Origin of the sequence: Dialister sp., from assembly GCF_051885895.1 — a bacterium.
Lineage (GTDB): Bacteria > Bacillota > Negativicutes > Veillonellales > Dialisteraceae > Dialister.
Genome location: NZ_JBJEXP010000002.1, coordinates 36540 through 59845 on the forward strand (window position 1 = coordinate 36540; position 23306 = coordinate 59845).

At 44.5% G+C, this 23306-nt stretch carries 22 protein-coding genes; 14 read left to right on the plus strand and 8 right to left on the minus strand.

What is annotated here, in order from left to right; all coding sequences use genetic code 11:
- The first annotated feature begins 216 nt into the window (after positions 1-216).
- Genes ACI4N7_RS00190 through ACI4N7_RS00200 form a run of 3 tightly spaced genes read left to right on the plus strand, consistent with a single transcriptional unit; the run spans position 217 to position 3777 of the window.
- Complete coding sequence (locus tag ACI4N7_RS00190) at positions 217-1428, plus strand: thiolase family protein (RefSeq protein WP_439731347.1); 1212 nt, start codon at positions 217-219, stop codon at positions 1426-1428.
- The gene (locus ACI4N7_RS00195; RefSeq protein ID WP_439731348.1) at positions 1425-2783 is read left to right on the plus strand and encodes an AMP-binding protein; all 1359 of its coding nucleotides are present in this window, start codon (positions 1425-1427) and stop codon (positions 2781-2783) included. The genes ACI4N7_RS00190 and ACI4N7_RS00195 overlap by 4 nt, the downstream gene beginning before the upstream one ends.
- 19 nt (positions 2784-2802) lie before the next feature.
- The gene (locus tag ACI4N7_RS00200; protein WP_439731349.1) at positions 2803-3777 is read left to right on the plus strand and encodes an RluA family pseudouridine synthase; all 975 of its coding nucleotides are present in this window, start codon (positions 2803-2805) and stop codon (positions 3775-3777) included.
- Positions 3778-3817: 40 nt separating this feature from the next.
- Here the strand turns inward: ACI4N7_RS00200 and ACI4N7_RS00205 are convergent, their stop codons facing one another.
- Positions 3818-4762, minus strand: a complete 945-nt coding sequence (locus ACI4N7_RS00205) for an NAD(P)-dependent oxidoreductase (RefSeq protein ID WP_439731350.1) — start codon at positions 4760-4762, stop codon at positions 3818-3820.
- A 220-nt stretch (positions 4763-4982) separates the two neighbouring features.
- Here ACI4N7_RS00205 and ACI4N7_RS00210 point away from each other — a divergent pair, with 220 nt between their 5' ends.
- Together ACI4N7_RS00210 and ACI4N7_RS00215 are read left to right on the plus strand one after the other, a co-directional pair.
- The gene (locus tag ACI4N7_RS00210) at positions 4983-5861 is read left to right on the plus strand and encodes a DMT family transporter (protein ID WP_439731351.1); all 879 of its coding nucleotides are present in this window, start codon (positions 4983-4985) and stop codon (positions 5859-5861) included.
- Positions 5862-5893: 32 nt separating this feature from the next.
- Entirely contained in the window at positions 5894-6700 is an 807-nt protein-coding gene (locus ACI4N7_RS00215; RefSeq protein ID WP_439731352.1) for an HAD family hydrolase, read from the plus strand.
- Positions 6701-6755: 55 nt separating this feature from the next.
- On the opposite strand, the gene ACI4N7_RS00220 is transcribed toward ACI4N7_RS00215, so the two are convergent.
- The 4 genes from ACI4N7_RS00220 to ACI4N7_RS00235 form a co-directional block, all read right to left on the minus strand.
- Positions 6756-7523, minus strand: a complete 768-nt coding sequence (locus ACI4N7_RS00220) for an exodeoxyribonuclease III (RefSeq protein ID WP_439731353.1) — start codon at positions 7521-7523, stop codon at positions 6756-6758.
- A gap of 170 nt (positions 7524-7693) precedes the next feature.
- Positions 7694-9052, minus strand: a complete 1359-nt coding sequence (locus ACI4N7_RS00225; RefSeq protein ID WP_439731354.1) for a PFL family protein — start codon at positions 9050-9052, stop codon at positions 7694-7696.
- Positions 9053-9063: 11 nt separating this feature from the next.
- The gene (locus tag ACI4N7_RS00230) at positions 9064-9336 is read right to left on the minus strand and encodes an ACT domain-containing protein (RefSeq protein ID WP_439731355.1); all 273 of its coding nucleotides are present in this window, start codon (positions 9334-9336) and stop codon (positions 9064-9066) included.
- Positions 9337-9676: 340 nt separating this feature from the next.
- A complete protein-coding gene (locus ACI4N7_RS00235; protein ID WP_439731356.1) occupies positions 9677-11005 on the minus strand; it encodes an MATE family efflux transporter in 1329 nt (442 codons plus the stop codon).
- 515 nt (positions 11006-11520) lie between these two features.
- Between ACI4N7_RS00235 and ACI4N7_RS00240 the strand changes: the two genes are divergently transcribed.
- The 4 genes from ACI4N7_RS00240 (at position 11521) to ACI4N7_RS00255 (ending at position 16203) form a co-directional block, all read left to right on the plus strand.
- Positions 11521-13518: a phosphoethanolamine transferase gene (locus ACI4N7_RS00240; protein WP_439731357.1), complete on the plus strand. Its 1998-nt coding sequence runs from the start codon at positions 11521-11523 to the stop codon at positions 13516-13518.
- Positions 13519-13620: 102 nt separating this feature from the next.
- Positions 13621-14271 carry a tRNA (guanosine(46)-N7)-methyltransferase TrmB gene (gene trmB, locus ACI4N7_RS00245; protein WP_439731358.1) on the plus strand — a complete coding sequence of 217 codons (651 nt, stop codon included), beginning with the start codon at positions 13621-13623 and terminating at the stop codon, positions 14269-14271.
- On the plus strand, positions 14244-15536 hold the full coding sequence (locus tag ACI4N7_RS00250; protein WP_439731359.1) for an FtsW/RodA/SpoVE family cell cycle protein: 1293 nt from the start codon (positions 14244-14246) through the stop codon (positions 15534-15536). The genes trmB and ACI4N7_RS00250 overlap by 28 nt, the downstream gene beginning before the upstream one ends.
- Positions 15537-15636: 100 nt before the next feature.
- On the plus strand, positions 15637-16203 hold the full coding sequence (locus tag ACI4N7_RS00255) for a hypothetical protein (protein ID WP_439731360.1): 567 nt from the start codon (positions 15637-15639) through the stop codon (positions 16201-16203).
- Here the strand turns inward: ACI4N7_RS00255 and ACI4N7_RS00260 are convergent.
- Positions 16193-16453 (minus strand): hypothetical protein, encoded by a 261-nt coding sequence (locus ACI4N7_RS00260; protein ID WP_439731361.1) that lies wholly within the window; start codon positions 16451-16453, stop codon positions 16193-16195. The genes ACI4N7_RS00255 and ACI4N7_RS00260 overlap by 11 nt on opposite strands.
- Positions 16454-16711: 258 nt before the next feature.
- Here ACI4N7_RS00260 and ACI4N7_RS00265 point away from each other — a divergent pair, with 258 nt between their 5' ends.
- The 4 genes from ACI4N7_RS00265 to ACI4N7_RS00280 all read left to right on the plus strand — a co-directional run bounded on the left by ACI4N7_RS00265 (position 16712) and on the right by ACI4N7_RS00280 (position 20184).
- Entirely contained in the window at positions 16712-17656 is a 945-nt protein-coding gene (locus tag ACI4N7_RS00265) for a cytochrome d ubiquinol oxidase subunit II (protein WP_439731362.1), read from the plus strand.
- A 15-nt stretch (positions 17657-17671) separates the two neighbouring features.
- The gene (locus ACI4N7_RS00270) at positions 17672-17854 is read left to right on the plus strand and encodes a tryptophanyl-tRNA synthetase (RefSeq protein ID WP_439731363.1); all 183 of its coding nucleotides are present in this window, start codon (positions 17672-17674) and stop codon (positions 17852-17854) included.
- A gap of 173 nt (positions 17855-18027) precedes the next feature.
- On the plus strand, positions 18028-19272 hold the full coding sequence (locus tag ACI4N7_RS00275; protein WP_439731364.1) for a putative DNA modification/repair radical SAM protein: 1245 nt from the start codon (positions 18028-18030) through the stop codon (positions 19270-19272).
- A gap of 114 nt (positions 19273-19386) precedes the next feature.
- Complete coding sequence (locus tag ACI4N7_RS00280) at positions 19387-20184, plus strand: TIGR03915 family putative DNA repair protein (protein ID WP_439731365.1); 798 nt, start codon at positions 19387-19389, stop codon at positions 20182-20184.
- A gap of 122 nt (positions 20185-20306) precedes the next feature.
- On the opposite strand, the gene ACI4N7_RS00285 is transcribed toward ACI4N7_RS00280, so the two are convergent.
- A complete protein-coding gene (locus ACI4N7_RS00285) occupies positions 20307-20771 on the minus strand; it encodes a MerR family transcriptional regulator (protein WP_439731366.1) in 465 nt (154 codons plus the stop codon).
- A 206-nt stretch (positions 20772-20977) separates the two neighbouring features.
- Between ACI4N7_RS00285 and ACI4N7_RS00290 the strand changes: the two genes are divergently transcribed.
- Positions 20978-22258: a metallophosphoesterase gene (locus ACI4N7_RS00290; protein WP_439731367.1), complete on the plus strand. Its 1281-nt coding sequence runs from the start codon at positions 20978-20980 to the stop codon at positions 22256-22258.
- Positions 22259-22376: 118 nt separating this feature from the next.
- On the opposite strand, the gene ACI4N7_RS00295 is transcribed toward ACI4N7_RS00290, so the two are convergent.
- Positions 22377-23285 (minus strand): epoxyqueuosine reductase, encoded by a 909-nt coding sequence (locus tag ACI4N7_RS00295; protein WP_439731368.1) that lies wholly within the window; start codon positions 23283-23285, stop codon positions 22377-22379.
- Positions 23286-23306 lie beyond the last annotated feature (21 nt).

Genomic DNA, 23306 nt, shown 5'->3' on the forward strand with positions numbered 1-23306 from the left:
CAGGTCTCTGGGAGATCACAACAATATTCACCAGATGCAGCATCCGGTAGTCAGTGGTTTTCAAATTGCCCTGGAACTGCAGAAGCAATGGAAAGCAGAAACGTTTCGAATCCGTTTTCATTATCCTGTGTATGGAGAAGAAGCAGTATATATTAGAGAAAGAGGGAATACCCTCTATGGAACTACTCAGTTTTTATGTTTTGAGGCGGTGCGGCAATGAATAGAGTTTATCTGGCCGGCGGACTTCGAAGCCATATCGGAATCAGAAACGGTATATTTAAAAAAATAAGACCGGAAATTTTAGGTGGCTTAGTGGCCCAAAAAGTTTGCCAGAAGTATGGCATAGAGGGACCGGATGCCCTTATCTGCGGGAATGCAGTGGGGCCGGGAGGGAATATAGGCCGTCTCCTTCTGCTGGAAGGTGGGTTTTCAGAGAAAATCCCTGCTTTTACCATAGATATGCAGTGCGCTTCCGGACTGGCGGCGATTCATATGGCTGCGCTGGCCGTTATGACGGGAGAATGGAGTGTGGTTATGGCAGGCGGCGCAGAAAGTGCTTCTCTTCAGCCATTGCGCCGGTATCCTGAAAATGATGAGCGGAGTCATTTAAGAAATCCCCAGTTTACTGCGGCCCAGTTTATTCCTGGGGAATTTGGAGATAATGCCATGCTGCTGGGCGCCGAAAGAGCGGCCAAAGCTGCGGGAATCTCAAAAAAAGAGGCTGATGAAGCTGCTCTGATCAGTCAGAAAAGAGCAAAGGATGCTGATGAAAAAGGATGGCTGAAGGATGTTATTGTCCCTCTTTTTGGCAGTTTCAGGGATGAAGCTGTTCGTAAGAGGATGACAGAAAAACTGCTGGCCCGGGCCCCCAGGGTAACTGAGGTTCCTGATGGCATTCTGACAGCTGCTAATACATGTACTATTAATGATGGTGCTGCCTTTGTCCTTCTTGGATCGGAAAAATGGTTCCGGTCACAGGGAATCATACCGTCGGCGGAAATCCAGGCCATTCGACTGATTGGTGCTGACCCCAAGATACCGCCTTTGTCAGCAGATATGGCGGTAGCTTCTCTATTGGCAGAACAGGGGCTTTTTTACAGTGATATAGATGCGTTTGAGTATAATGAAGCTTTTGCCGTCATCAGTGCTGCTTTTCGTAAAAAGCACCCTGAATCGGCATCGCGGCTGAACCGCTGGGGCGGAGCCCTTGCCTATGGTCATCCTTATGGTGCCAGCGGAGCAGAAATTATGATTCATCTGATGAAAATTTTGGAAAAGGAAAATGGCCGTTATGGAGTGGTTGCTATTCCAGCAGCCGGAGGAGTAGCGGAAGCAATTCTGATTCGTCATGTAGAAAAAGAAACCTGGATACGGGGATCAATGGAAAGAAAAAGATCCTTTTCTTTTCCCCTGGAGGTGATAAAATGAAATTTTATGATTATCTGATCCATTGGGGAAAACAGAAAGAAGGGGCTCTTTTCTATCAGGATGAGGATATTTCCTTAACATTTGGTCAGGCACTGCACTTTGTGGAAGAAGAAAAAAAGAGGCTGTCTCTTTTTTCTCCTGTCTGTCGACTGACTGCTCTTTACCTTCATCATCCTTTGGACCAGCTTCTTTATTTTCTTGCAGTAGAAGCGGCTGGAGGTGTACCTGTTCTTTTCCATGAATATCTGAAAGAGGAAGAGATCCGTGCGCTTTTGGAAAAACAGCCGGTAGGTCTGCTTCTTTCAGATGAATCGATTTCAACGCTTCCCATGAAAGATTCTGGCAGGTTATATGCTTTTGAGCAGGTGAGTGCTCCGATTCATTCCGCAGGCTTTGGCGTTTTGACTTCCGGCAGCAGCGGCCTTCCCAAAGTACTTTTTCGCAGGGAAGAGAGCTGGTCGGACTTTTTTCCTGTGCAGGACAGGATATTTAAAGTAGATGGCAGTTCCCGGCTTTTCTTTCATGGCTCCCTGGCTTTTACAGGGAATCTGAACATGGTTATGGATTTTCTTTCTGAGGGGGCTTCACTTCATGGAAGCAGCCGGCTGCTTCCGAAAAACTGGATGACCCGTCTCTCAAAGGAAAAAATAACCCATGTGTATATGATTCCTTCCAAACTGTCACCTCTTTCCAAGGTTAAAGGGATGGCAGAAAATGTTTCCTATATTCTTACAGGATCCCAGCTTATGACGGCATCCTTGTATTCACGTCTGGAACAGCGGTTTCCCTCTGCCAAAGTCATTCTATACTATGGTGCTTCGGAATTAAGTTATGTCTCCTATATAGAAGGCAAAGACATTCTGCATTCTCCCGATAATGTTGGCAGGCCTTTCCCGGGAATACAGGTTTCAATTAAAGATGGACAAATTATGGTTAACACTCCTTATGGAGTGGAAGGCATATCCATGCCCTGGAGCTGCCATGATCTGGGCAGGCTGGACGAAGATGGATATATTCATTTCCTTGGGCGGCGAGAGGATATGTATCATATTCAGGGCAATCATGTGTCAAGGCAGAAGGTACTGTCTTTTCTTCTCATGACAGAAGGAGTGGAGGATGCGGAAATTATCGGTATTCATCAGCCGAACGGTGATGACCGGATGACTGCCTTTTTAGTTGGAAATGCGCTTTATGTGCCTGATATCATCAAACAACTGTCCCGCCATCTGCAGGCATGGGAAATTCCATCCCGTTTTCTGGTACTTGCTTCCATTCCCCGGACATCAACGGGAAAGACGGATCGCAGGAAGCTGGAAGCCTTTGCTGAAATGAAAGATGGCAGCATTTCATTTTGAAATCAGGAGGTGAGAGTTTATGAAAAACTGGATCATATCTCCTGCAGAAGCAGGAACACTGTCATTGAAGTATGTGACTCGTATCCTGCCGAAGGCGCCTATGGGGCTGATTCGGAAAAGTATGAGGAAGAAAAATATTACCCTCAATGGGAAAAAGATGGAGGGACGGGAAAAACTTTCTGCCGGAGACAGGATAGAAGTGTGGTTTTCTGCAGAAACCCTGGCTAAATTTATGGAAAAGGAGCGGGATGAAGTAAAGAAAGAAATACCTCGTTTTCAGTCATTTATTATCTATGAGGACCAGGATGTTTTAGTGCTGAATAAACCGGCAGGCCTTCCATCTCAGGGAGGGAGCAGCGTGCCATCTTTGAATGATGGCGTTCTGACATATTTAAATGATAAGATTACACCGGTTTTTCATCCATCGATCTGCAACAGACTTGACAGGAATACCAGTGGTCTTGTGCTGGCAGGGAAAAATATGGAAGCTCTTCAAAGACTTAATGAAATGATACGTACCCGGCAGGTTAAAAAATTTTATCTGGCACTGGTTTTGGGAAAGACGGAAGCGGAAGGCATTTTTAAAGGATATATGATCAAAGATAGAAATCGTAATGAAGTCTCCTGCTCTGACAGCCCCGCCCCGGGAGCAAAGCCTGTAGAAACCAGGTATAAGAAACTGGGAGAAGGAGAATGGCAGGGAAATTATTTTTCACTGGTAAAGGTAGAACTTATTACCGGAAGATCTCACCAGATCCGGGTTCATTTTGCCCATGCAGGGCATCCTCTTTTGGGAGAAAGAAAATACTGCACTCCGGAAAGTCGTCATTTCTCGGAAAAAATTCATGCGGAGCGGCAGCTCCTCCACGCATGGGAAATGGTTTTTCCATCATTAACAGGAACACTGGAAGGATTGTCAGGCAGAACACTGTATGCTCCTGTTCCTGAAGATATGAAAAAGCCCTGCCTTGGGGCAGGGCTGGTAATAGAATGAGGATGTTCATCTTTAAACAGAAATCAGAAGATTTCTAAATTCAGCAGATCACATTTTTCTGCTTGCCGGCAATCCAGCTTTTCAGATTATCAAAGACAAGAACAGCCCTCCGCTTCATGGCTTCCTGTGTATCGAAACCTACATGAGGTGTAAGAATCGTATGAGGAGAATGAAGCAGAGGATAATCCTGGGGAAGAGGAGGTTCCATATCGAATACATCAATACCGGCTCCGGCAATTTTTCCTTCCTGCAGGAAACGGGCCAGGGCTTCGTTATCAACAATTCCGCCTCTGGCAGTATTAATTAAAATAGCATCTTTTTTCATGAGAGATAATTTTTCTTCATTGATAAAATGTTTTGTTTCCTTTGTAAGAGGAAGATGAATAGTGACGATATCACTTGTTTTGAGCAGAGTATCCAGATCGCTGTACTGCAGATCAGGATGGTTGTGTGAGCGATTGAAGCCAATGACAGAAGCGCCAAACGCTTTAGCCAGTTCAGCAGTTCTATAGCCGATAGCACCGGTCCCTATGATGCCTACCGTGCGGCCTTTGATTTCAATGCCTCTAAGGCCCAGACCTGTTCTTCCTCCTGCAGCAGCTTCACGGCCTTCTGCCAGTTTGCGGTAGAGGGAAAGAATCATGCCCAGCGTAAGTTCAGCTACCGATTCCGTAGAGTAGCCGGCACAGTTGGATACGGCGATATTTCTTTCTCTGCAGGTATCGATATCCACATGGTCGACTCCTGTAAAAGCTACACAGATATATTTCAGTGAAGAGGCCTTATTCAGGGCTTCTTTTTTTAGTGGATAATTGGCAATCACTGCAAGATCGGCCTTTTCAAGTCTTTGTCCCAGCTCTTCCTGATTTTCAGGCAGACTGTCCCAGACGCTTATGTGAAATCCCTCTTCGATGAGAGGAGAAGAAAGTTCCTGCAGTGTTTTTTTTGAAATGCCTAAGGGTTGAGCAATTACGATTTCTTTCATGGAAGACTCCTTTTTACATACAATATGAAGCGAAAAAGGATTAAAGTATAGGAAGGGAGAATTATATCATAGAAATCACTCTTCGGCCTTTTATTTTCCCTGCCGCTTCAGAATCTGATATAATGAAAGCACTGATTCATTGGATGAGAATACAACAAAAATCTTCAGTGCTTCCGGAATGATGGAATCTTCCTCTATTATACCTTAAGGAGTAGGATATATGAAATATCGTCTGCTGCTGCTGTCAGCTGCTTTGATATGGGGATTTGCTTTTGTGGCCCAGGTGGTGGGAATGGATACAGTGGGTCCCTTTACCTTTAATGGTGTCCGATTCGTCATTGGTTCTCTGGCGCTTTTTCCTTTTCTGTACTTCCATCATCAGGAGAAAAGCCCTGTCCCTACCCGTATACCGCAGTGGATAGCTTTTCTGATGGTAGGTATTCCTCTTTTTCTGGGGGCTACCCTGCAGCAGGTGGGACTGCAGTATACGACGGCTTCTAAAGCAAGCTTCCTTACTGCCAACTATCTTCTTATGGTGCCTATAGCCGGACTTTTCCTGGGACATCCTCTTCTTCGAAATCATTTAATAGGGGCACTTCTGGCTATAACAGGGGTTTATTTTATTTCTATTACAGAAGATCTGTCCATCAATTTCGGTGATGGGCTTATGCTTTTATGTGCCGTTGCGTTTACTGTGCAGATTCATATGCTGGATTATCTGACGCAGCGCTTTTCGCCTGTCCTTCTTTCAGCGGGACAGTTCATGGTCACCGGTGTACTGAATCTAATTCTGGCTTTTCTTTTTGAAACGCCTACTCTCTCCGGAGTGAAAGGCGCAGCTTGGCCCATCCTGTATACAGGTGTTTTTTCCACCAGTGTAGCCTACACTCTGCAGGCGGTAGGACAGAAATATATGCCTCCTACAGAAGCGTCCATGATACTCAGTATGGAAATGGTATTCGGCGGTCTTTCCGGTCTGCTTTTCCTGAATGAATCCTTTACGTTCCGGCAGACTATCGGAGTTGCTGCTATGACTGCCGGCGTTTTTCTTTCCCAGATTCCCAGTCCTGTACTCCTGGCCGGATTTCGGAGAAAATAAGCTGAAATGCAAAAAAGAAAGGAAGTTTTTCTATGCCTGTTCGTATGATAGCTATTGATTTGGATGGTACTCTTCTCCATGATGATATGACTATTTCTGCGTATTCCCGGAGGGTGATTCGAAAAGCAATGCAGAAAGGGTATGAAATTGTGGTTGCGACAGGCCGAATGTGGGACTCTGCCAGGGCAAAAGCAGAAATGCTTCAGCTTGGCAATGTGCCTCTGATCTGCTATACCGGCGCATGGATCATGATGAGTGAGACAGGGGAACCGGTACGTCAGGAAGGTCTTTCGCCTGAGCTGGCATCTGCTATTCTTATAGAATCCCGGAAACAGGGATGGCAGGCAACTTCCTTTATTGATGACCGGATTTATATGGATAAACCTAACGGCACAGAGGAAAAGTATCAGAAATACCGGTCCAAAAAACCGACGTATATAGGGGAGGACTTTTATTGTCCGACTAAGCCGGTGACCCGTATTGTGTTTGCTGATCCTTCTCCGGAAAAACGGATGGATATCAGGAAAGGCATAGAAAAACGGTTTGGCAGTGAGGTGGATGTAGTATTTCCCGGCGATGATTTTATTGATGTTCATAAAAAGGGAGTCAACAAAGCGGCGGCAGTACAGTTCCTCTGCGGACAAAAGGGAATTTCTCCCCAAGAGGTCATGGCTTTTGGAAATACGGAAAACGATGTGCCTCTTTTACGAATGGCCGGATTTTCCTATGCTGTCAGCAATGCGGATAAAGTAGCGAAAAAGGCAGCCCGATTCCTCTGCCCTTCCAATGAAGAGGATGGGGTAGCAAAAGTGATTGATGAAATGCTGTTGGAAAAATAAAAAATGCTGTGAAAAAAGATTTTTCTTTTTTCACAGCATTTTTTATGGTAAAGTTTCATTCGATTTCCAAATCAAGTTCAACCGGACAATGATCACTTCCCAGAATATCAGGATGGATGGAAGCTCCTTTGATATGGTTTTTCCATACATTGGATACAAGGAAATAATCAATTCTCCAGCCGATATTTCTTTCCCTGGATTTTGCAAAATAGCTCCACCAGGAATAGGCGTCCTTTTCATCCGGATGGAGCAGACGGAATGAATCCGTAAATCCGGCGGAAAGGAGATCTGTCATCTTACCCCGCTCTTCATCGGTGAATCCGGCATTTTTGTGATTGGAAGACGGGTTGGCAATATCGATTTCCTCATGAGCTACATTCAAGTCACCGCAGAGAATTACCGGTTTTTCTTCGGCCAGTTTAGTCATATACTTTTTCATTTCTTCTTCCCAGGTCATGCGGTAGTCCAGACGGGCAAGCCCTCTCTGACTATTCGGAGTGTAGCAGCACAGAAGAAAGTGGGTGCCGAAATCAGCAGTGATAAGACGGCCTTCCTGGTCATGTTCTTCTATGCCAAGACCGTAGGTAACCGATTGAGGCTCTTCCTTTGTAAAAATAGCAGTGCCGCTGTATCCTTTCTTGACAGCACTGTTCCAATACTGATGGTAGCCGGGAAGGTCAAGCTCAATCTGATGAGGCTGCAGTTTTGTTTCCTGCAGGCAGAAGCAGTCGGCATCCAGGGCATGGAAAGTATCCATGAATCCTTTTTTTATGCAGGCACGGAGACCATTTACATTCCAGGAAATATATTTTAATGTTTTCATTCCATTCTCCTTATTAATTTAAATATTTAGATATGGCATGACTTTATTATACAGGGAAGCAGCGTTTTTGGAAAGATGCATGTCTGAAAGCAAGAAAATGAATTATTACCAGCGGTATTCAGAAAAAATAAAAACGGGAAATCCTATGATCGGATTTCCCGTTTTACTTATCAGTTAGTAAGAGATCTCATGGGAGCAGGAATCTTGCCGCCGCGGTTGATGAATTCATCTGCCCGGAATTTATTGATTCCCATGACAGGGGCATATCCCATAAGCCCGCCAAACTGCACCATATCTCCCGGTTTTTTGCCGGGAACAGGAATAAGACGGGTGGCAGTGGTTTTGTTATTAATCATGCCGATAGCCGCTTCATCAGCCAAAATAGCGGAAATAGTGGAAGCCGGTGTATCTCCCGGAATGGCAATCATATCCAGACCTACGGAGCATACGCAGGTCATAGCTTCCAGTTTTTCCAGGCAGAGACTGCCTTTTTCTACTGCTTCAATCATGCCCAGGTCTTCGCTGACAGGAATGAAGGCGCCAGAAAGACCACCGACACTGGAGGAAGCCATGAGACCGCCTTTCTTGACTGCATCATTCAGAAGGGCAAGGGCAGCTGTTGTTCCGGGACCACCGCAGCTTTCGAGTCCCATTTCTTCCAGCACCTGAGCCACACTGTCGCCTACTGCAGAGGTAGGGGCCAGAGATAAGTCAATAATGCCGAAAGGAGCGTGGAGGCGTTCTGTAGCTGCTTCAGCCACCATCTGGCCGAGACGGGTAATCATGAAGGCCGTATTTTTAATGGTACGAGCGACTACATTAAGAGGAGCCCCTTTTACATCTTCCAGTGCTCTTTTTACTACGCCGGGACCGGATACGCCGACATGGATAGCGGTATCGCCCTGGGTAACACCATGAAAAGCACCGGCCATAAAAGGATTGTCTTCTACAGCGTTGCAGAATTCTACCAGTTTGGTGCATCCGTAAGCATCCTGTTCCTTGGTGAGTTCTGCCGTTTCTTTTACGATTTCGCCCATACGCTTTACCGCATCCATATTGATGCCGGCTTTTGTTGATCCTACAGCCACAGAACTGCAGATACTTTTGGTGGAAGCCAGAGCTTCAGGAATGGAATCAATCAGGATTTTGTCGGAAGAAGACATGCCTCTGTCCACTAGAGCCGAAAATCCTCCGAGAATATCAACGCCTACTTCGTCGGCTGCTTTCTGCAGTGTTTTAGCGATGGAAACATAGCTGGAAGTTTTGATTCCGCCGGCTACCAGGGAAATAGGGGTAACAGAAATACGGCGGTTGATAATAGGAACACCGTATTCCCTTGAAATATCATGACTCACTTCTGTAAGATGTTCTGCCTTGGTGCAGATCGTATCGTAAATCTTACGGCACAGAGTTTTTTCATCATCGGAAACGCAGCCTAAAAGAGAAATGCCCATGGTGATGGTTCGTACATCCAGCTTGTTCTGGTCAAACATGCGCTCAGTGGCAAGAATTTCTTCAATATCGAGCATGGCTCCCCCTTTCAGATGCGGTGCATAGCGTAGAAAATGTCAGCCAGCTGGGCCCGAACATCTACGCCCAGTTCTTTTCCAAGATTCCCCAGATCATCCTGTACTTCCTTAAGGGATCCTTTGGCCTTTTCCATGTCACAAATCAGAACCATATCAAAAATATCCCCCAGGATTGTCTGGGAAATATCCAGGATGTTAATATTGTCTTTTGCTAAAGCGGCTGCTACACCGGCAACGATGCCGACACGGTCAGCGCCAATGACGGTTACTACGATTTTTTTCATACATCTGCTCCTTCCATATTCTCGTTTCAAAAGAAATTAGACCGCTGCAGCCCATTTTCCCGAAATTGAAATCACTTCTGCAGAATGTCTTTTCTCATTATAGCATAAATAAAAACGGATGGGTGCCGCCTGATGCCGTTGTACGATGCAGGGGCGGAAGTCTGATGCATATGACTCTTATATCCATACATCTGAGAATAATTGTAATCAGGAAGATAACTTATTGCTTCAATCATAAGATGCTCTTCCAGTGTGACAGGAAACTGGAAGTTCTAACTTTGTGCAGGCAGGAAAAATACTTTCTGCGCAGGAGGCAGATATTTGATGTGAAGATGTGTATTTATTTCAGGTATTTATTATATAGAAAAATGCAGATAATCACGGAAAGCAGGGAGCCGGCCGGAGCGGCCATCCCCATAGGATAGAGAGTAGCAGGGAAAAAGACAGAAGCTGCATAAGTTCCGGGAATACGGACAGCAAAGATGGAGATAACATTATGCAGGAAGGAAAATGAGGCTTTCCTATAGGCTGCAAAGTATCCGCTGAAGCAGAAGTGGATGCCTGCTATAGCACAGTCTATGACATAGGAATGGAAATAGTCCACGCCCATGGAGATGACTGTCTGTTCTCCAGGAACGAAAAGGGAAAGAATAGCAGCTGCTTTCCATTGAATCAGTAAAATGCAGAAAAGACCAAAAATGACACAGACAGAGATGCCGCAGCCCAATGCTTTCTTTCCCCTTTCATGGAGTCCTGCTCCCGCATTCTGAGCGGCCGTAGCGGAAACTGTGGACATCATGGCGGAAGGAACGAGGAAGAGGAAACTGATGATTTTTTCCACAATACCTACGGCCGCGGCTGCTTCTACGCCGCGGCTGTTGGCAATGGCGGTAATCACAAGGAAAGATACCTGAATCAGTCCGTCCTGACAGGATATAGGAAAACCAATGGATAAGATCTGGCGAATCCACTGTTTCCCAGGGAGAAAATCTTCTCGAGAAAGCCCCAGAGGTGAAAATTTTTTCCAGAGATAAAGGAGAGACAATATGACGCTTACGCCTTCGCTGGCCAGAGTACCCAAAGCGGCGCCAGAAGCTCCCATATGGCAGGATCCGATGAGTATATAGTCTAAAACAATATTCACAATGCCGGAGAGGGCAATAAAAATCATAGGAGCTTTCGTGTTGCCCATGCCTCGGAAGAAACTGCTGATAGTATTATAAAAAGCTATGAGAGGAATGCCGGCAAAACATATAGTCAGATAATCACGGGTATCCTGCAGTGCTTCTCTCGGCGTCTGGAGAGCAGAGAGAATGAAAGGCATGGCAAGAAAGAGGAAAACGGTAAGCAGAATGGAAAGCGGGATAAAGAGCAGAGCTGCACTTCCCATAAGATGAAAGGATTCTTTTTCTTCTTTGGCTCCAAGACTTCGGGCGATGGATACAGCACTTCCGATGGCAAGGCCTGCCAGGATGACAATAATCATATGCATGACCTGGCTTCCGATAGATACGCCTGTTACCGGAGCAGCCCCATAGAACTGGCCGGTAATGAACAAATCTGCCATACCATAGAAAGTTTGAAGGAAACAGGCAGCCAGATAGGGAATGGCAAACTTCATCATTTTGGGAAAGAGGGATCCGCTGGTAAGATCATTCTGTAGAATCATAGGTACTCCTTATCCTATGGATAGGAATTGTAATAATAGTAATAATAAAAAAGGAAATCTTTGTTTCTATAAGAATACCATGTTCTTCCTGTGGTGTAAAAAGGGGAATGATACAGTTTTCATCATATCTTTAAAAGAGAAGATATTTTAAGAATAACGGAGAAGAGTGGAAAAGTCATCAGAATAAAAAGAGGAAACAGGTGGGGATCCCTTGTCGTTTTACCATAACTAACTGTATTTTCGGAGAAATACAGGTCTTTATGTTCAAAGAATCAAACGACTGCTTTCAAATTCTATTCGTCTGCAGATTTCTTGTTTTCATGTTTATGTACCGTTAAAAGCCTTTCTGTGATAAAATAAATCAGTTGCGGTTATTTTTATTGTCAAAAATATATCATTAATATACAAAAGGTGTAAAATCCATGAACCATAAAAAGAGTGATTCCGAAAGAGAAACCCGGAAAACAAAGGAAACTATGAAAGAAAAATATAGAAAGGAGCACATTTCTTCTCCCATGAAAAAAGAGAGTCCAGGTCATTGGAAACGGTGGTGGGCTATCGCCACGCTGGTACCGTTCTGCCTTGCTTTTTTCCTGTCCTGGTATTTTGGCGCACCGGGCGGATATGAACTTTTTTCCCAGGTCAAGGTATTTCTCCTTTTCCTGCAGGTAGGTTTTGTGACTGCCTATTTTATTCGCCATCATTTGAAAAAGGCGGCAGTGCATCTTTGGCTTACGATCGCATTTTTGTGGCTGTTGTCCCTGATTGTGCCTTATCTGGCCTCCCAGACAGATGTGCTTCTTGACATGTCTGATGTGTCGGGAGAATTGTCTACACCACTCTATCTTTTCGTATCCTGCCTGTCTGCTGCGTGGATTCTTCCGGGAAAGGCCAGGATGATTGCAAGGATTGCCTGTGTAATCCTGATTATTCTTTATATACTGATCCAGTTTACTTATATCGGGTATTATTTCATTACTCATTCCCTGATTTCCATTAATATGCTGCTGGCTCTGGCCCAGACGAATCTGGCGGAGACCATGGAATATATTGAAGTCAATATTCCTTATGCGGAAATCATCGCCGGTGTACTGGCACTCCTTATCCTGGGATGTCTGATTTTCAAGGCGAGCCGTTTCAGCTTTAATCGGGAGCAGGTATCCCGCAAGTCCTGGTTTGCCATGCTTATTCTTTTCTTTGCCAATGTAGGCCTCTGCGCTCTTTCGATTGGCGGTACCAGACTGGCGCATGTATATTATGAAACTTATGAGACCCTTGCCAGCTTTGCGGATTTTCAGAAAATGGTCAATGCCAGAAGGCATATGCACATTCAGGATGACAATATAGTGCGGCAGCTGAAATCGGCTCCTGATGGGGTATATGTACTTGTTATCGGGGAATCTCTGACCCGAGATCATATGAATGTTTATGGATATCCCAGAGCAACTACGCCTTTCCAGACAGCAGCTTCCGGGGATCCTCATTATCTGTTCTTCAATCACGCCTATTCCTGCTATACCCAGACGGTGCAGGTGCTGACCGAAGCACTGACGGAAAAGAATCAGTACAATGATATGAGCCTGGCTCAGGCTTATTCCATCATCGATCTGGCCAGAGAAGCAGGATTCAGGACGACCTGGATTTCCAATCAGTCCCGCTTCGGCGTATGGGATACACCAATTGGTGCCATTGGTTCTGCCTGCGATGACCAGTATTGGATTAATTCTTACGTAGGTACGGATGTGGTTACCAAGGATTATGATACAGCCCTTATTCCGTATCTGGAAAAGGTTGATCCTGATAACCGCCGGCAGCTGATTGTAGTTCATCTGATGGGTAGTCATGTCAGCTATTGGGACCGCTATCCCTCTGAGTTCTACCACTGGCCTGAAAATGCAGGAAAAACAAGAAGTACAGCGGAAATTATGAATGATGAATATGATAATTCCGTGCTCTTTAACGATTATGTCATGGAAAATATTATGAATGAAGCAGAGAATCATCTTCATGCGGATGGAGTGCTTTATTTCTCGGATCATGGTGAGCAGGTGACTGAAAGACCGGGACATAATGCGGACCAGTTTGACTATACCATGGTTCACATTCCTTTCTGGATTTATCTCTCCGATTCCTATAAGGCCTCTCATCCGGTAGAAGTTAGAACCATGGCGGAACGAAGAAATATGCCTTTCTCCAATGATATGCTTTATGATACGTTCATGGGGATGATGGGGCTGACGGCAGCTCATTACGACCCTACCGCAGACATATTCTCCTCCCGCTTTGATAAAGATGTAACCACCCTTATGACCATGTATGGAAATGTAATGATCAGGAATGACGTGGAACAGCTTGGTCCTGATCAGCAATACATGGATGATCAGTGGAACCGGCAGATTCAGGACAGAACTTTGAGCAGCGGGAATTTTGACTGGAATTCGTTCCACCAGGTCAATATTGCCGGTCAGTCTGTACCGGAGGTAGAAAACTCCGGTATCAGTCAGGAGAGCTGATGCATTTCGGGGTGTTTGGCAATGCCTTGGGCTGTGTGATACTATTAAAGAAATACTTGATTTTTTAACTTACTCATTTCCTATTATTTTTCAGGAGGATATATGAGGCTTCGCAGGAAACCGTGGATTGATGAAGCAATTAAAAATTACACTGATATTTTATACCTGGAAGAACCCACCAGCCAAAAAGGGCGCTGGCGTGAAGTTTTTCCTCATCCGGAAAATGAACTTCATGTAGAATTCGGTACCGGTAAGGGGCAGTTTATTTCTGGTATGGCTTCTATTCATCCCGATGTAAATTACATAGGAATGGAAGTACAGGAAGGCGTTATTTATTACGCAGCAAAAAAGACAGCAGAAAAGGAACCGCCTTTGACCAATGTGCGTCTTATCCTGGGAGATGTCAGCGAAATCCTGAATATTTTCGGCGAAGGGGAAGTGGATGTTATTTATTTGAATTTCAGCGATCCCTGGCCTAAAAAACGCCATGCCAAAAGGCGTCTGACCTACAGGGATTTTCTGAAGAGGTATGCCCTTATCCTGAAAGAAGGAGGAGAAATCCGGTTCAAGACAGATAATAAGGACCTTTTTGATTTTTCCATTGAAGAATTTAAAGCGATGGGCTGGGAACTTTCTGATGTGACCTATGATCTTCATGCCAATCCGGTAGAAGGAGATGTGGAAACGGAGTACGAGGAAAAGTTCTCCAGAAAGGGGAATCCGGTATGTCGTCTCATAGCGAGACGTCCCTGATTGATATGAAGTATGCGCCCCGGGCATTACAGAAAATGTTCATTGTGGCGGGTATACTGATTATTTTGGGGGCTTTTAACGTATACAGTTCGACTTATTATATGAATATGGAGTCCGGCGCCAATCCCTACAGCCATATTATAAGGCATCTGTTGTTTCTGGTAGTCAGTGTGGCATTTGCTTTTGCTTTGTCCCGCGTGAATTACCATATTATCAAAAAAGGCGCTTTTCTGTGGTGTCTTGGTACTCTGGGCCTTCTGCTCCTTGTTATGGTAGCGGGACGTACAGTTAATGGTGCTACTCGATGGATTGCCTTCGGGCCAGTTTCTATTCAGCCTTCTGAAATCGCAAAAGTAACTGGACTGATATGGGCAGCTTCTTATTTGTCTAAGAAAGTGGATGCAGGAATGGGCATGTCCATTCTGGGTCATCTTCTGCGGCCTTTTTTCCATTTAAATAGTGGAAAGAAGGAAAATTCCTTTTCCGCTTTGATTCATTATTTCACGCCTCTTTATATGCCTCTCATCATGGCAGCGCTGGTTCTGAAACAGCCGGATATGGGAACTGCCGGTATGATTCTGATTTTCCCGGGACTTCTTTATGTGATTGCAGGTATGCCTTTCTTAGAAATATTACTGTCATTGGGTGTTTCTTTTGCGGCATTTATCGGACTTGCCATTATCGCTCCTTATCGGATGGCTCGTATTATTGTTCTTCTTCATCCGGAAGATTATGCGCAGGGAATGGGCTACCAGACCATGCAGAGTCTTATTGCTGTAGGTTCCGGCGGTTTTCTCGGCCAGGGCATGGGAGAAGGATTTTCCAAATTTCTGTACCTTCCGGAGCAGTACACAGACTTTGCTTATGCTGTATTCAGCCAGGAATACGGATTTATTGGTTCCACTGCTGTTCTATGCCTGTATCTGGCGTTCATGCTTTTCGGCCTGTCAGTAGGGAGAAAATTGAAACAGACCTATCCGGCCCTTTTGGTTTATGGTTTGACTCTTCTGATTTCTGTGCAGGGGCTTGTCAACATTGCCATGGTTATCGGATGGTTTCCTGTAACCGGCATACCGCTTCCTTTCATTTCTTTCGGCGGTACATCTCTCCTCATGAATATAGCTGCTCTGGGGCTGATTTGGGGCACTGCAACCCAGAGTCTTCGAGAATATGATGAACAGGAAAGAAAAAAGAGAATTGCAGCCATGGAGGGCAGGCCGTTATCCTTTGGCGAGTTGTCTGGATCCGTATATGGTTCCAGATAATCAGGATATGACGGAATTTATTTTTCTATTTATGGTAAAAAAAGAGACATCCTTAGAGATGTCTCTTTTTATAAAGGAAAGCAGAAGAAGAGGGGATCATATGTTAAAAACCATGAAAAAAGAAAAAGAACCTGTCCATTTACAGGTATGTGCTTTTTTTAAAGAAGGATCCCCAGCAGCCTGTCTGCTCCAAAAAGCAGTTTCTGTGCTTGAAAGTGATAGAATTGAGGCAGTCCTTTCTTCTCAGAAAACTCGAATAATACCCCCAAAAGAGAATCTTCTCATATTTTCGGATTCTGCAGAAAAAGCGGGGCAGATTTCCTTTCATGCAGGAATGGATGGAATGAAAGGCCTTTCTGTATACGGAGGAACTTCTTTTGGCATCAACTTGAAAGATGGGAATATATTTTCTTTCTTCTGCGCAGATAATTTCCATTCAGAAAAAATCTATATGGCAGATTTTGCTTTTCCGGTGATTTCGAGCAGCATTAAATCTGGTGATCAGGAAGAAACGATTTTCTTTTCGTCCCTGCTTCGGATTTATACGGGTCTCATGATTTATAGTGCAGGAAATACGTTTTCACTGCTGGAAGCCATGGATCGGAGCCGATGCTTATGGCGGGCAGCATCGGCTCCAAAGAGTGTGGAAAAGCAGTTTAATTCTTGAAATATTTTTTTGCCAGTACCCAGGCAAAGCCGAAACATTTCTGGAAAAGCCAGAGATAAAGTGCTTTTTGTGGATGAAGGAGCCAGTAGGCTTTTGTAATTGGTTCCAGCGGCTTCAAGATATTTGATGACTGTAAATCGGGAATTTCTTTCCTGGCTATGATCTGCCCGGCGGCTGGTTTTATTTTTCTGGAAACGATGGCAGCAGCCAGAGCAAAGATCAGGGATTTTTGCAGTTTTGAAAAATTCATAGCAGTTCCTCCCAGTGTCATACAGAAAATCGAGTTGTTCGTATAAAAGGGAATTTCATCAGCTTTTCCTTAATCATAGCAAATCCGGAAAAAGAGTTCAAAATTGTTTTCCGGATTTCCTTTATTCCGGGCGGAAGGCTATATAAATTTTTTGTTTATATCTGCTCTGGTGTGGTATACTTTTAAGGGTGTTACTTGAAAAGAAGGAAGGCAGAATTTGTATTTCTTCCTTTCTAAAAATGAATGTTGGAGGATTGTATGAACGCAGATTCGAATGTATTGCTTTTACCGTTGTGCTTTTTCGGACTCTACATGATTCTGGAAGCAGCAGATTGGGGGCTTTGCCTTTCAGCTCCCCTGGTCTGCCGCAGCCGGGAGGAAAATAAAGCTGTTCTTGGTTTGCTGAGACCCTGCCTTGATGGTAACGAACTCTGGTATTTCTTGGGACTTTTTATGATGGGAGCAGCGATTCCAGGTGTATCTGAAACTCTTTTTCATACAGAAAGAATTGTGCTCATTGTGCTGGTAGCAGCAGGAGCTCTTCTGCGTATGGCTGCATCACTCATGAGAAACCTGTGCAGTCAGCCTGCAGCCATAAAAGCACTGTCTTTTTTCTCTTACGCAGCTTTAGCAGTTATGGGGCTGGCAGGTGCTTCTCTTCTGGTTAATGATGGATCCCGAATCTCACTGCTGGGATTTTTCTGTGCATTATGGATGATTCTGGCTGCTTTCCAGCTGGGAACCCTTTATGGAGCAGTCAAGGCAGTGAATCCGCTGGCAGAACGGTTTCGTGCTGCTTTTCTGGTATCCAGTGTACTGACAGTGGTGGTCTATATCATCCTTGCAGTCCTTCTAAAAAGTCATGCAGGAGATTCTCATACTTATGGCAGTTTTTTCTGGATCAGTCTGGTGGCCACAGCAATCTTATTTGCCGTTTCTTTCCTGCTGACGCGTATGCGCCATGTTAAAGCCGGACTGGCTGCAGCTTATCTGTCTTCTTTCTTCGCCATTGCCATTTATCTTTCTGCCTATGCAGCGGTTCTTCCGGAAATTTTCCCGGTAGAAGTAAACTCTCTGAAACTGGCTATGGATGGACTGCCGGGGACAGCACTTCTTGTGGTTGCTTTTGTATGGACATTGGGAGCATTTCTCTGGAGGCAGATTCGGAAAAAGGAATATTATGAATGGAAGGATCATATCTGATTAAGGAGGATATCTATGGGTGAACTTTTTAAGACACAGCATACTATAGATGAGATGCTGGACCGGATGGGTGTAAAAATTGTTTTGGATTCGGAACACTTGACGGAAGAAGACAAGTTTGAAGCTGAAAAACAGGGCTCAACTGTAGTCCTGAAAAAGGTAGAGAAAAAGGATCCGAAGAACAAGGATGAAAAATAAAAAAGGCAGGCCGCAGGGCCTGTCTTTTTCAGTATGTAAAAAATAACTCCGGAGGGGATGATTTTCATAGAAAATTTAATTTTCTACCTCAGGAAAACCCGATCTATTTGCTGGAACAATTATTCTGCTTTATGATATAATAAAGCAAGAAAAAATGTTCTATGGAGGAGATTATGGATATTGGAGCTAAGCTTGATATATTGGCAGATGCTGCCAAATATGATGTTTCCTGCTCATCGAGCGGTTCATCGCGGGCAAACGCAGGTGGCCTTGGGAACGGTCATAAAAGCGGCATATGTCATACCTGGACAGCGGATGGACGGTGTGTGTCCCTTTTAAAAATTCTTATGACCAATTCCTGCATCTATGACTGCGAATATTGTGTGAACCGCCGAAGTCATGACACACCAAGGGCTATACTTACTCCAGAGGAAATCGTACTTCTGACTATTGAATTTTACAAGAGGAATTATATAGAAGGCCTTTTCTTATCATCCGGTATCATTCGCTCTCCTGATTATACGACGGAACTGCTTATCCGAACAGCGAAGCTCCTTCGTGAAAGGGAACATTTCAATGGGTATATCCATATGAAAGGAATCCCCGGTACAGACAGGGCGCTTTTAAATGAATTGGGAAGGTATGTGGATCGTGTCAGTGTGAATATAGAACTTCCTTCTGAAAAGTCACTCCATCTTCTGGCACCGCAGAAGACAAAAAATGCTATTCTGGCTCCTATGAAATTTTTCAAGGAATCTATCGAAGCACATAAAGAAGAAAAAAAGCATTTCAGGAAGGCTCCCTCTTTTGTACCTGCCGGGCAGACGACACAGCTCATTGTTGGCGCCAGTGGTGAAAATGACCGACAGATTCTGCTTTTAACCCAGGTGCTTTATAGAAAAGCTGCCTTGAAAAGAGTGTATTATTCTGCCTATGTGCCGGTTATGAAAGGGAAGAATCTTCCTGCACTGACAAGACCGCCTCTGGCCAGGGAAAATCGTCTGTATCAGGCAGACTGGCTCCTTCGTTTTTACCATTTTCAGGCCGAAGAAATACTGACGCCGGAGGAACCGAATTTTGATGAAGAACTGGATCCCAAATGCACATGGGCACTTCGGCACAGAGAGCTTTTTCCTGTAGAAATCAATCGTGCGCCCTATGAAATGATCCTGCGGGTGCCCGGAATCGGGGTCAAAAGTGCGCTTCGTATTGTCCGCCTGCGGCGATATGGCAGTCTGAATTTTGATGATTTAAAGCGGGTGGGGCTGGTCATGAAGAGAGCTCGTTATTTTATGACGGTCAATGGAAGGTATTATGGCGGCGTATTTTTGGATGATAGAAATCTGAGAAATCATCTTCTTTCAAAGTCAGCAGTTCGTGAAGTGCGAGAAACAAGCCTTTTTGATGTACAGGTATAGGGTGCTCAGGAGCGATGTATTATTTGTAGATTCCAAGCTGTGTCAGATGGTATATAGAGCTTTTCCGGAAAGCAGGAAGCAGCTGGCATAAGACTTGTTCAAAAGGGAGGATATATGTATTTTCTGTATGATGGCACCTATCCGGGATTTCTGACTGCGGTGTATGAAATTTATCATTTTGGTACCAGCACGATGGAAGGGCTCACACCTGACAGGGGAGAAGACTGTCTTTTCGGAGAACAGTACAGAGTAGAGACCCAATTTCTGAAAGCGGAAAAAGTTGTATCGGCTTTTGAGAAAAAATGCGGTATGGAAGCAGTGCGGTGGATGTACCGGGCCTTTCTTTCTGATGAAGAGGGAAAAGAGCTGAAGATTTTTTATTTTATTAGAGAGGGATTCAAGACAGGAAAGCAGATTTATGCTCGAAGAAAGGAGCCATGGATACAGGATATCCTTGCCATGAATCGAAAGGTAGGCAATGAAGCTGAAAAATTTCGGGGTATTCTTCGGTTCAGTGAGCTGGAGGATGGCTTTCTTTATGCGGTTATTCGTCCGCAGTGCTGCATACTTCCTATATTGGCTGTTCATTTCAAAGACCGTTTTTCCCAAAGATCCTGGGGTATTTATGACTCACTGCGCCATGAGGCGGCAGTATACCAGAATGGCCGAATATCCATGGTAAACATAGAAAATATAAATAAAAATATAAACTACAGCGCTTCTGAAAAAGATTTCCGTGAGCTGTGGCAGAATTATTATCGGCATATGGGAATCGAAGAAAGAAGAAACCCCCGGGAACGAATGAGCTTCCTTCCTAAAAAATACTGGGCTTATCTTACTGAAATGAAGGATCCTTATAACAGACAGGATCTTCCGCTGAAGGGCATGGAAGAAAGGAAAAAGAACAGATAAATTTCAAAAGCAGCTGTGATTTCATTTACTGCCCCATTTTATTTTAAATCCAAATTATGCAAATAAATTCCAGCTTTTCAAAGGTGCAGAAAAAGGCAGCCTGCGGTCCAGGCTGCCTTTTTTCAGGATTTACTTTTTTTATTTCCTGTAAGAAAATGAAGACATTCATAGCCATTGCGTAGGGACTTTGGAATGTTACGAGGATCCTTACCGGCCTGGGTCGTTCCGGCGGCTTCAGCAGTCCGGTAGAACCATAATTTATAATCTACAACCCCCATCATACTGTCCAATTCTTTTTTCTTTTCTTCCAAAACCTGTTTCTGCTGAAGAAGGATGGAGAGTCTTGTATGAATCGTTTTTTCCCCATCTTCAGGAAGATTGATAAAAATTTTTATATCTTTCAGGGAGAGTCCTGTCTTTTTCAGACATTGGATTAATCGGAGCTCTTCAATATCTTCTTCTTTGAAAAGGCGGATACCGCTGGAAGAACGTTCCAGATGGGGAAGCAGCCCTTCTTTATCATAGTAGCGGACTGTGGAAACAGGAAGATTCAGGATTTCAGCAGCTTCACCGGCAGTATACAGCATAGGACCACTCCTCCTTAAAAAATACTTGACTTAAAGTTAACTTCAACTTGTAGAATAAGCTATTATAGGAACATTGTCAAGCGGTTTAAGAGAACTGTTGACAAATATGAGTTGTTAATATTTTCCTGGTTCTGCAATGGAATCATCAAATGTTGGTAAAATAAGCAGTAGAAGAAATTTAAATAGAAAGGTAAAGGAGAATAATAATGAATAAAAAGTGGACAGCATTGGTCCTGGCTGCAGGACTGGCGGCTGGTCTCATGGCAGGATGCGGGAACCAGGGCTCACCTGCTTCCAGACAGGCGAAATCCGGGCCGGTAACGGAAACCATGAAACCCTATCATGTACACCAGGTGGTGGCGAAAGATAATACCAGCGGAAGGACCATTATGTGGGAGATGCCTTCGGATAATGAAAATTCTCTGGAATACAGGAAAAAAGGGACTGATACGATATACAGTGTCTCTGCTTCAGGAAAGAAACTGGAGGGCAACCGAGGCATCAAGAACGGTACAGTGTATACAGCAGAATTAACCGGTCTGGATAAGGGAGAATCCTATGAATACAGAACAAGAGAAGAAAATCAGGTCAGCCCCTGGTTCACGTTAAATACGGAGAATGGCGGATCCTTCAAAGCGATTGTTACATCCGATTCCCAAAGTTCTGACTATTCTGACTGGAAAGCACTTATCCGGCAGGCGGCAGACAGGAATTCCGATGCTTCATTCCTGATTGCTCTTGGGGATCTGGTGGATAACGGGGAAGATGAATACCAGTGGCAGACCTGGTTCGACAGTGTGGATCCCATTCTTTCCCGTATTCCGGCAGCACCGGTACTGGGCAACCACGAGGCTTACTCACTGGACTGGAAAAACCATATGCCCGACCGGTATCTGACTCATTTTACCCTGCCGGATAACGGCGACAAAGATTTTAAAAATCATTATTATTCCTTTGACTGGGGAGATGTACATTTTACGGTGCTTGACACATCTAAAACAGAAGAAGAGGAATGGATGCCTGATTTGTATGAAAAGGAAAAAGTCTGGCTGGAAAAGGACCTGAAAGAAACCAAAAAGAAATGGAAGGTCGTTCTTATGCATAAAGATCCTCTCCAGTATGGTTTTGCCGAGTCAGGACGGCCGCCGAGGGAAGAAGGATTTTCTGAAGAAGGACGGTTCTTCATGCCTGTTTTTGACGAGTATGGAGTTGATCTGGTCCTTTCTGCTCACCTTCATACTTATCGAGATAGAGGCCATATTTATGATTTTAAACGGTCTGAAAAAGGTCCGGTATATGTTATTGACGGACTTTCCGGCAATGTACGCTACCCCGGGCTGTGGAAAAAGCATGAATTGGATGAATATGTGGCACCCCAGCCGGAAACAGACAATTACTCTGTTCTGGAGGTAGATGATGAAAAAATAGTACTTACCGGATACCTCCCGGATGGAACAAAACTTCATGAAACGGTAGTGAAAAAGTAAAGAGATCATAAGCCGCAGGGCCAAAAGAGCTGTACTCAGAAAATCCAGTTGTTTTTTTCAGGTATCAATCGTTAAAGGCCGCTGTCCGGAACAGTTTCCGAACAGCGGCCTTTATTTGTTATTTATCATGTACAATTTTCCAGTTGCGGAGAAGAACTTTTTTACCTCTCCAGGCAAAAGCGTAGTTTCTGTAGGTTTTGTCAAAAGCACGATTGGACAGTGATTCCAGCATTTCCTGGGTAAGATTGGAAATCCTGTTTTCTTTGATCTCCGGAAGAGGTGATACAGGAGCTTTTTGATTAAAAGGACAGCAGTTTTGACAGGCATCGCATCCAAAAATCAATGGGGTCTTTTTTATAATAGCTGACTCTTCCGGCGACAGGTCTTCTTTTTTCTGGGTCAGATAAGATTTGCAGTGCCAGGGATTGAAAGGTTCTTTGCCTATGATTTTTCCAGGACATGCTCTTTCACAGAGCCGGCAGCTGCCACAGGAAAGGGAAAGAGGAGTATCTGGAGGAAGAAATAGGGTGGTGAGAATGGCACCGATAGTGAAATAGGATCCGTATACCGGGTGAATGAGACAGTGGTTTCTTCCAAAAAATCCGAGACCGGCAGCATAGGCGAGCCAGCGGTCGACCATGGGTGAGGTATCGGTCAGAGCTGTGAATTTTTCTTCAGGAAATGATTTTTTTGTTACGTTGATGATACGATCCATGTATCGGTGATTGATCCGATGATAATCTTCCGGCCGGGCATAGAGAGCGATGTTTCCCTTTTCCTGCTTTTCAATTTTATAGGGAAAGAGAATAACAAAAAAGGAGCGGGCACCGGAGAGCACCCGCTGTGGAGACAGTCTCTCATTTCTGTCAGCAGGAGCAAAGGGGACGGCGCCAGCATTGGAGAGCCTTTGAGAAAGCTCCTGCGGGAAAATAGCACTGCATGTTCCGCAGGCTGTAAGACCCAGAGATCGGGCGGTCTTTATCAAAAAGGGTTTAGCATCCATGGTGGAATCCTGTAAAGAAATCAATAAGAGCGGTACCTTATGGAG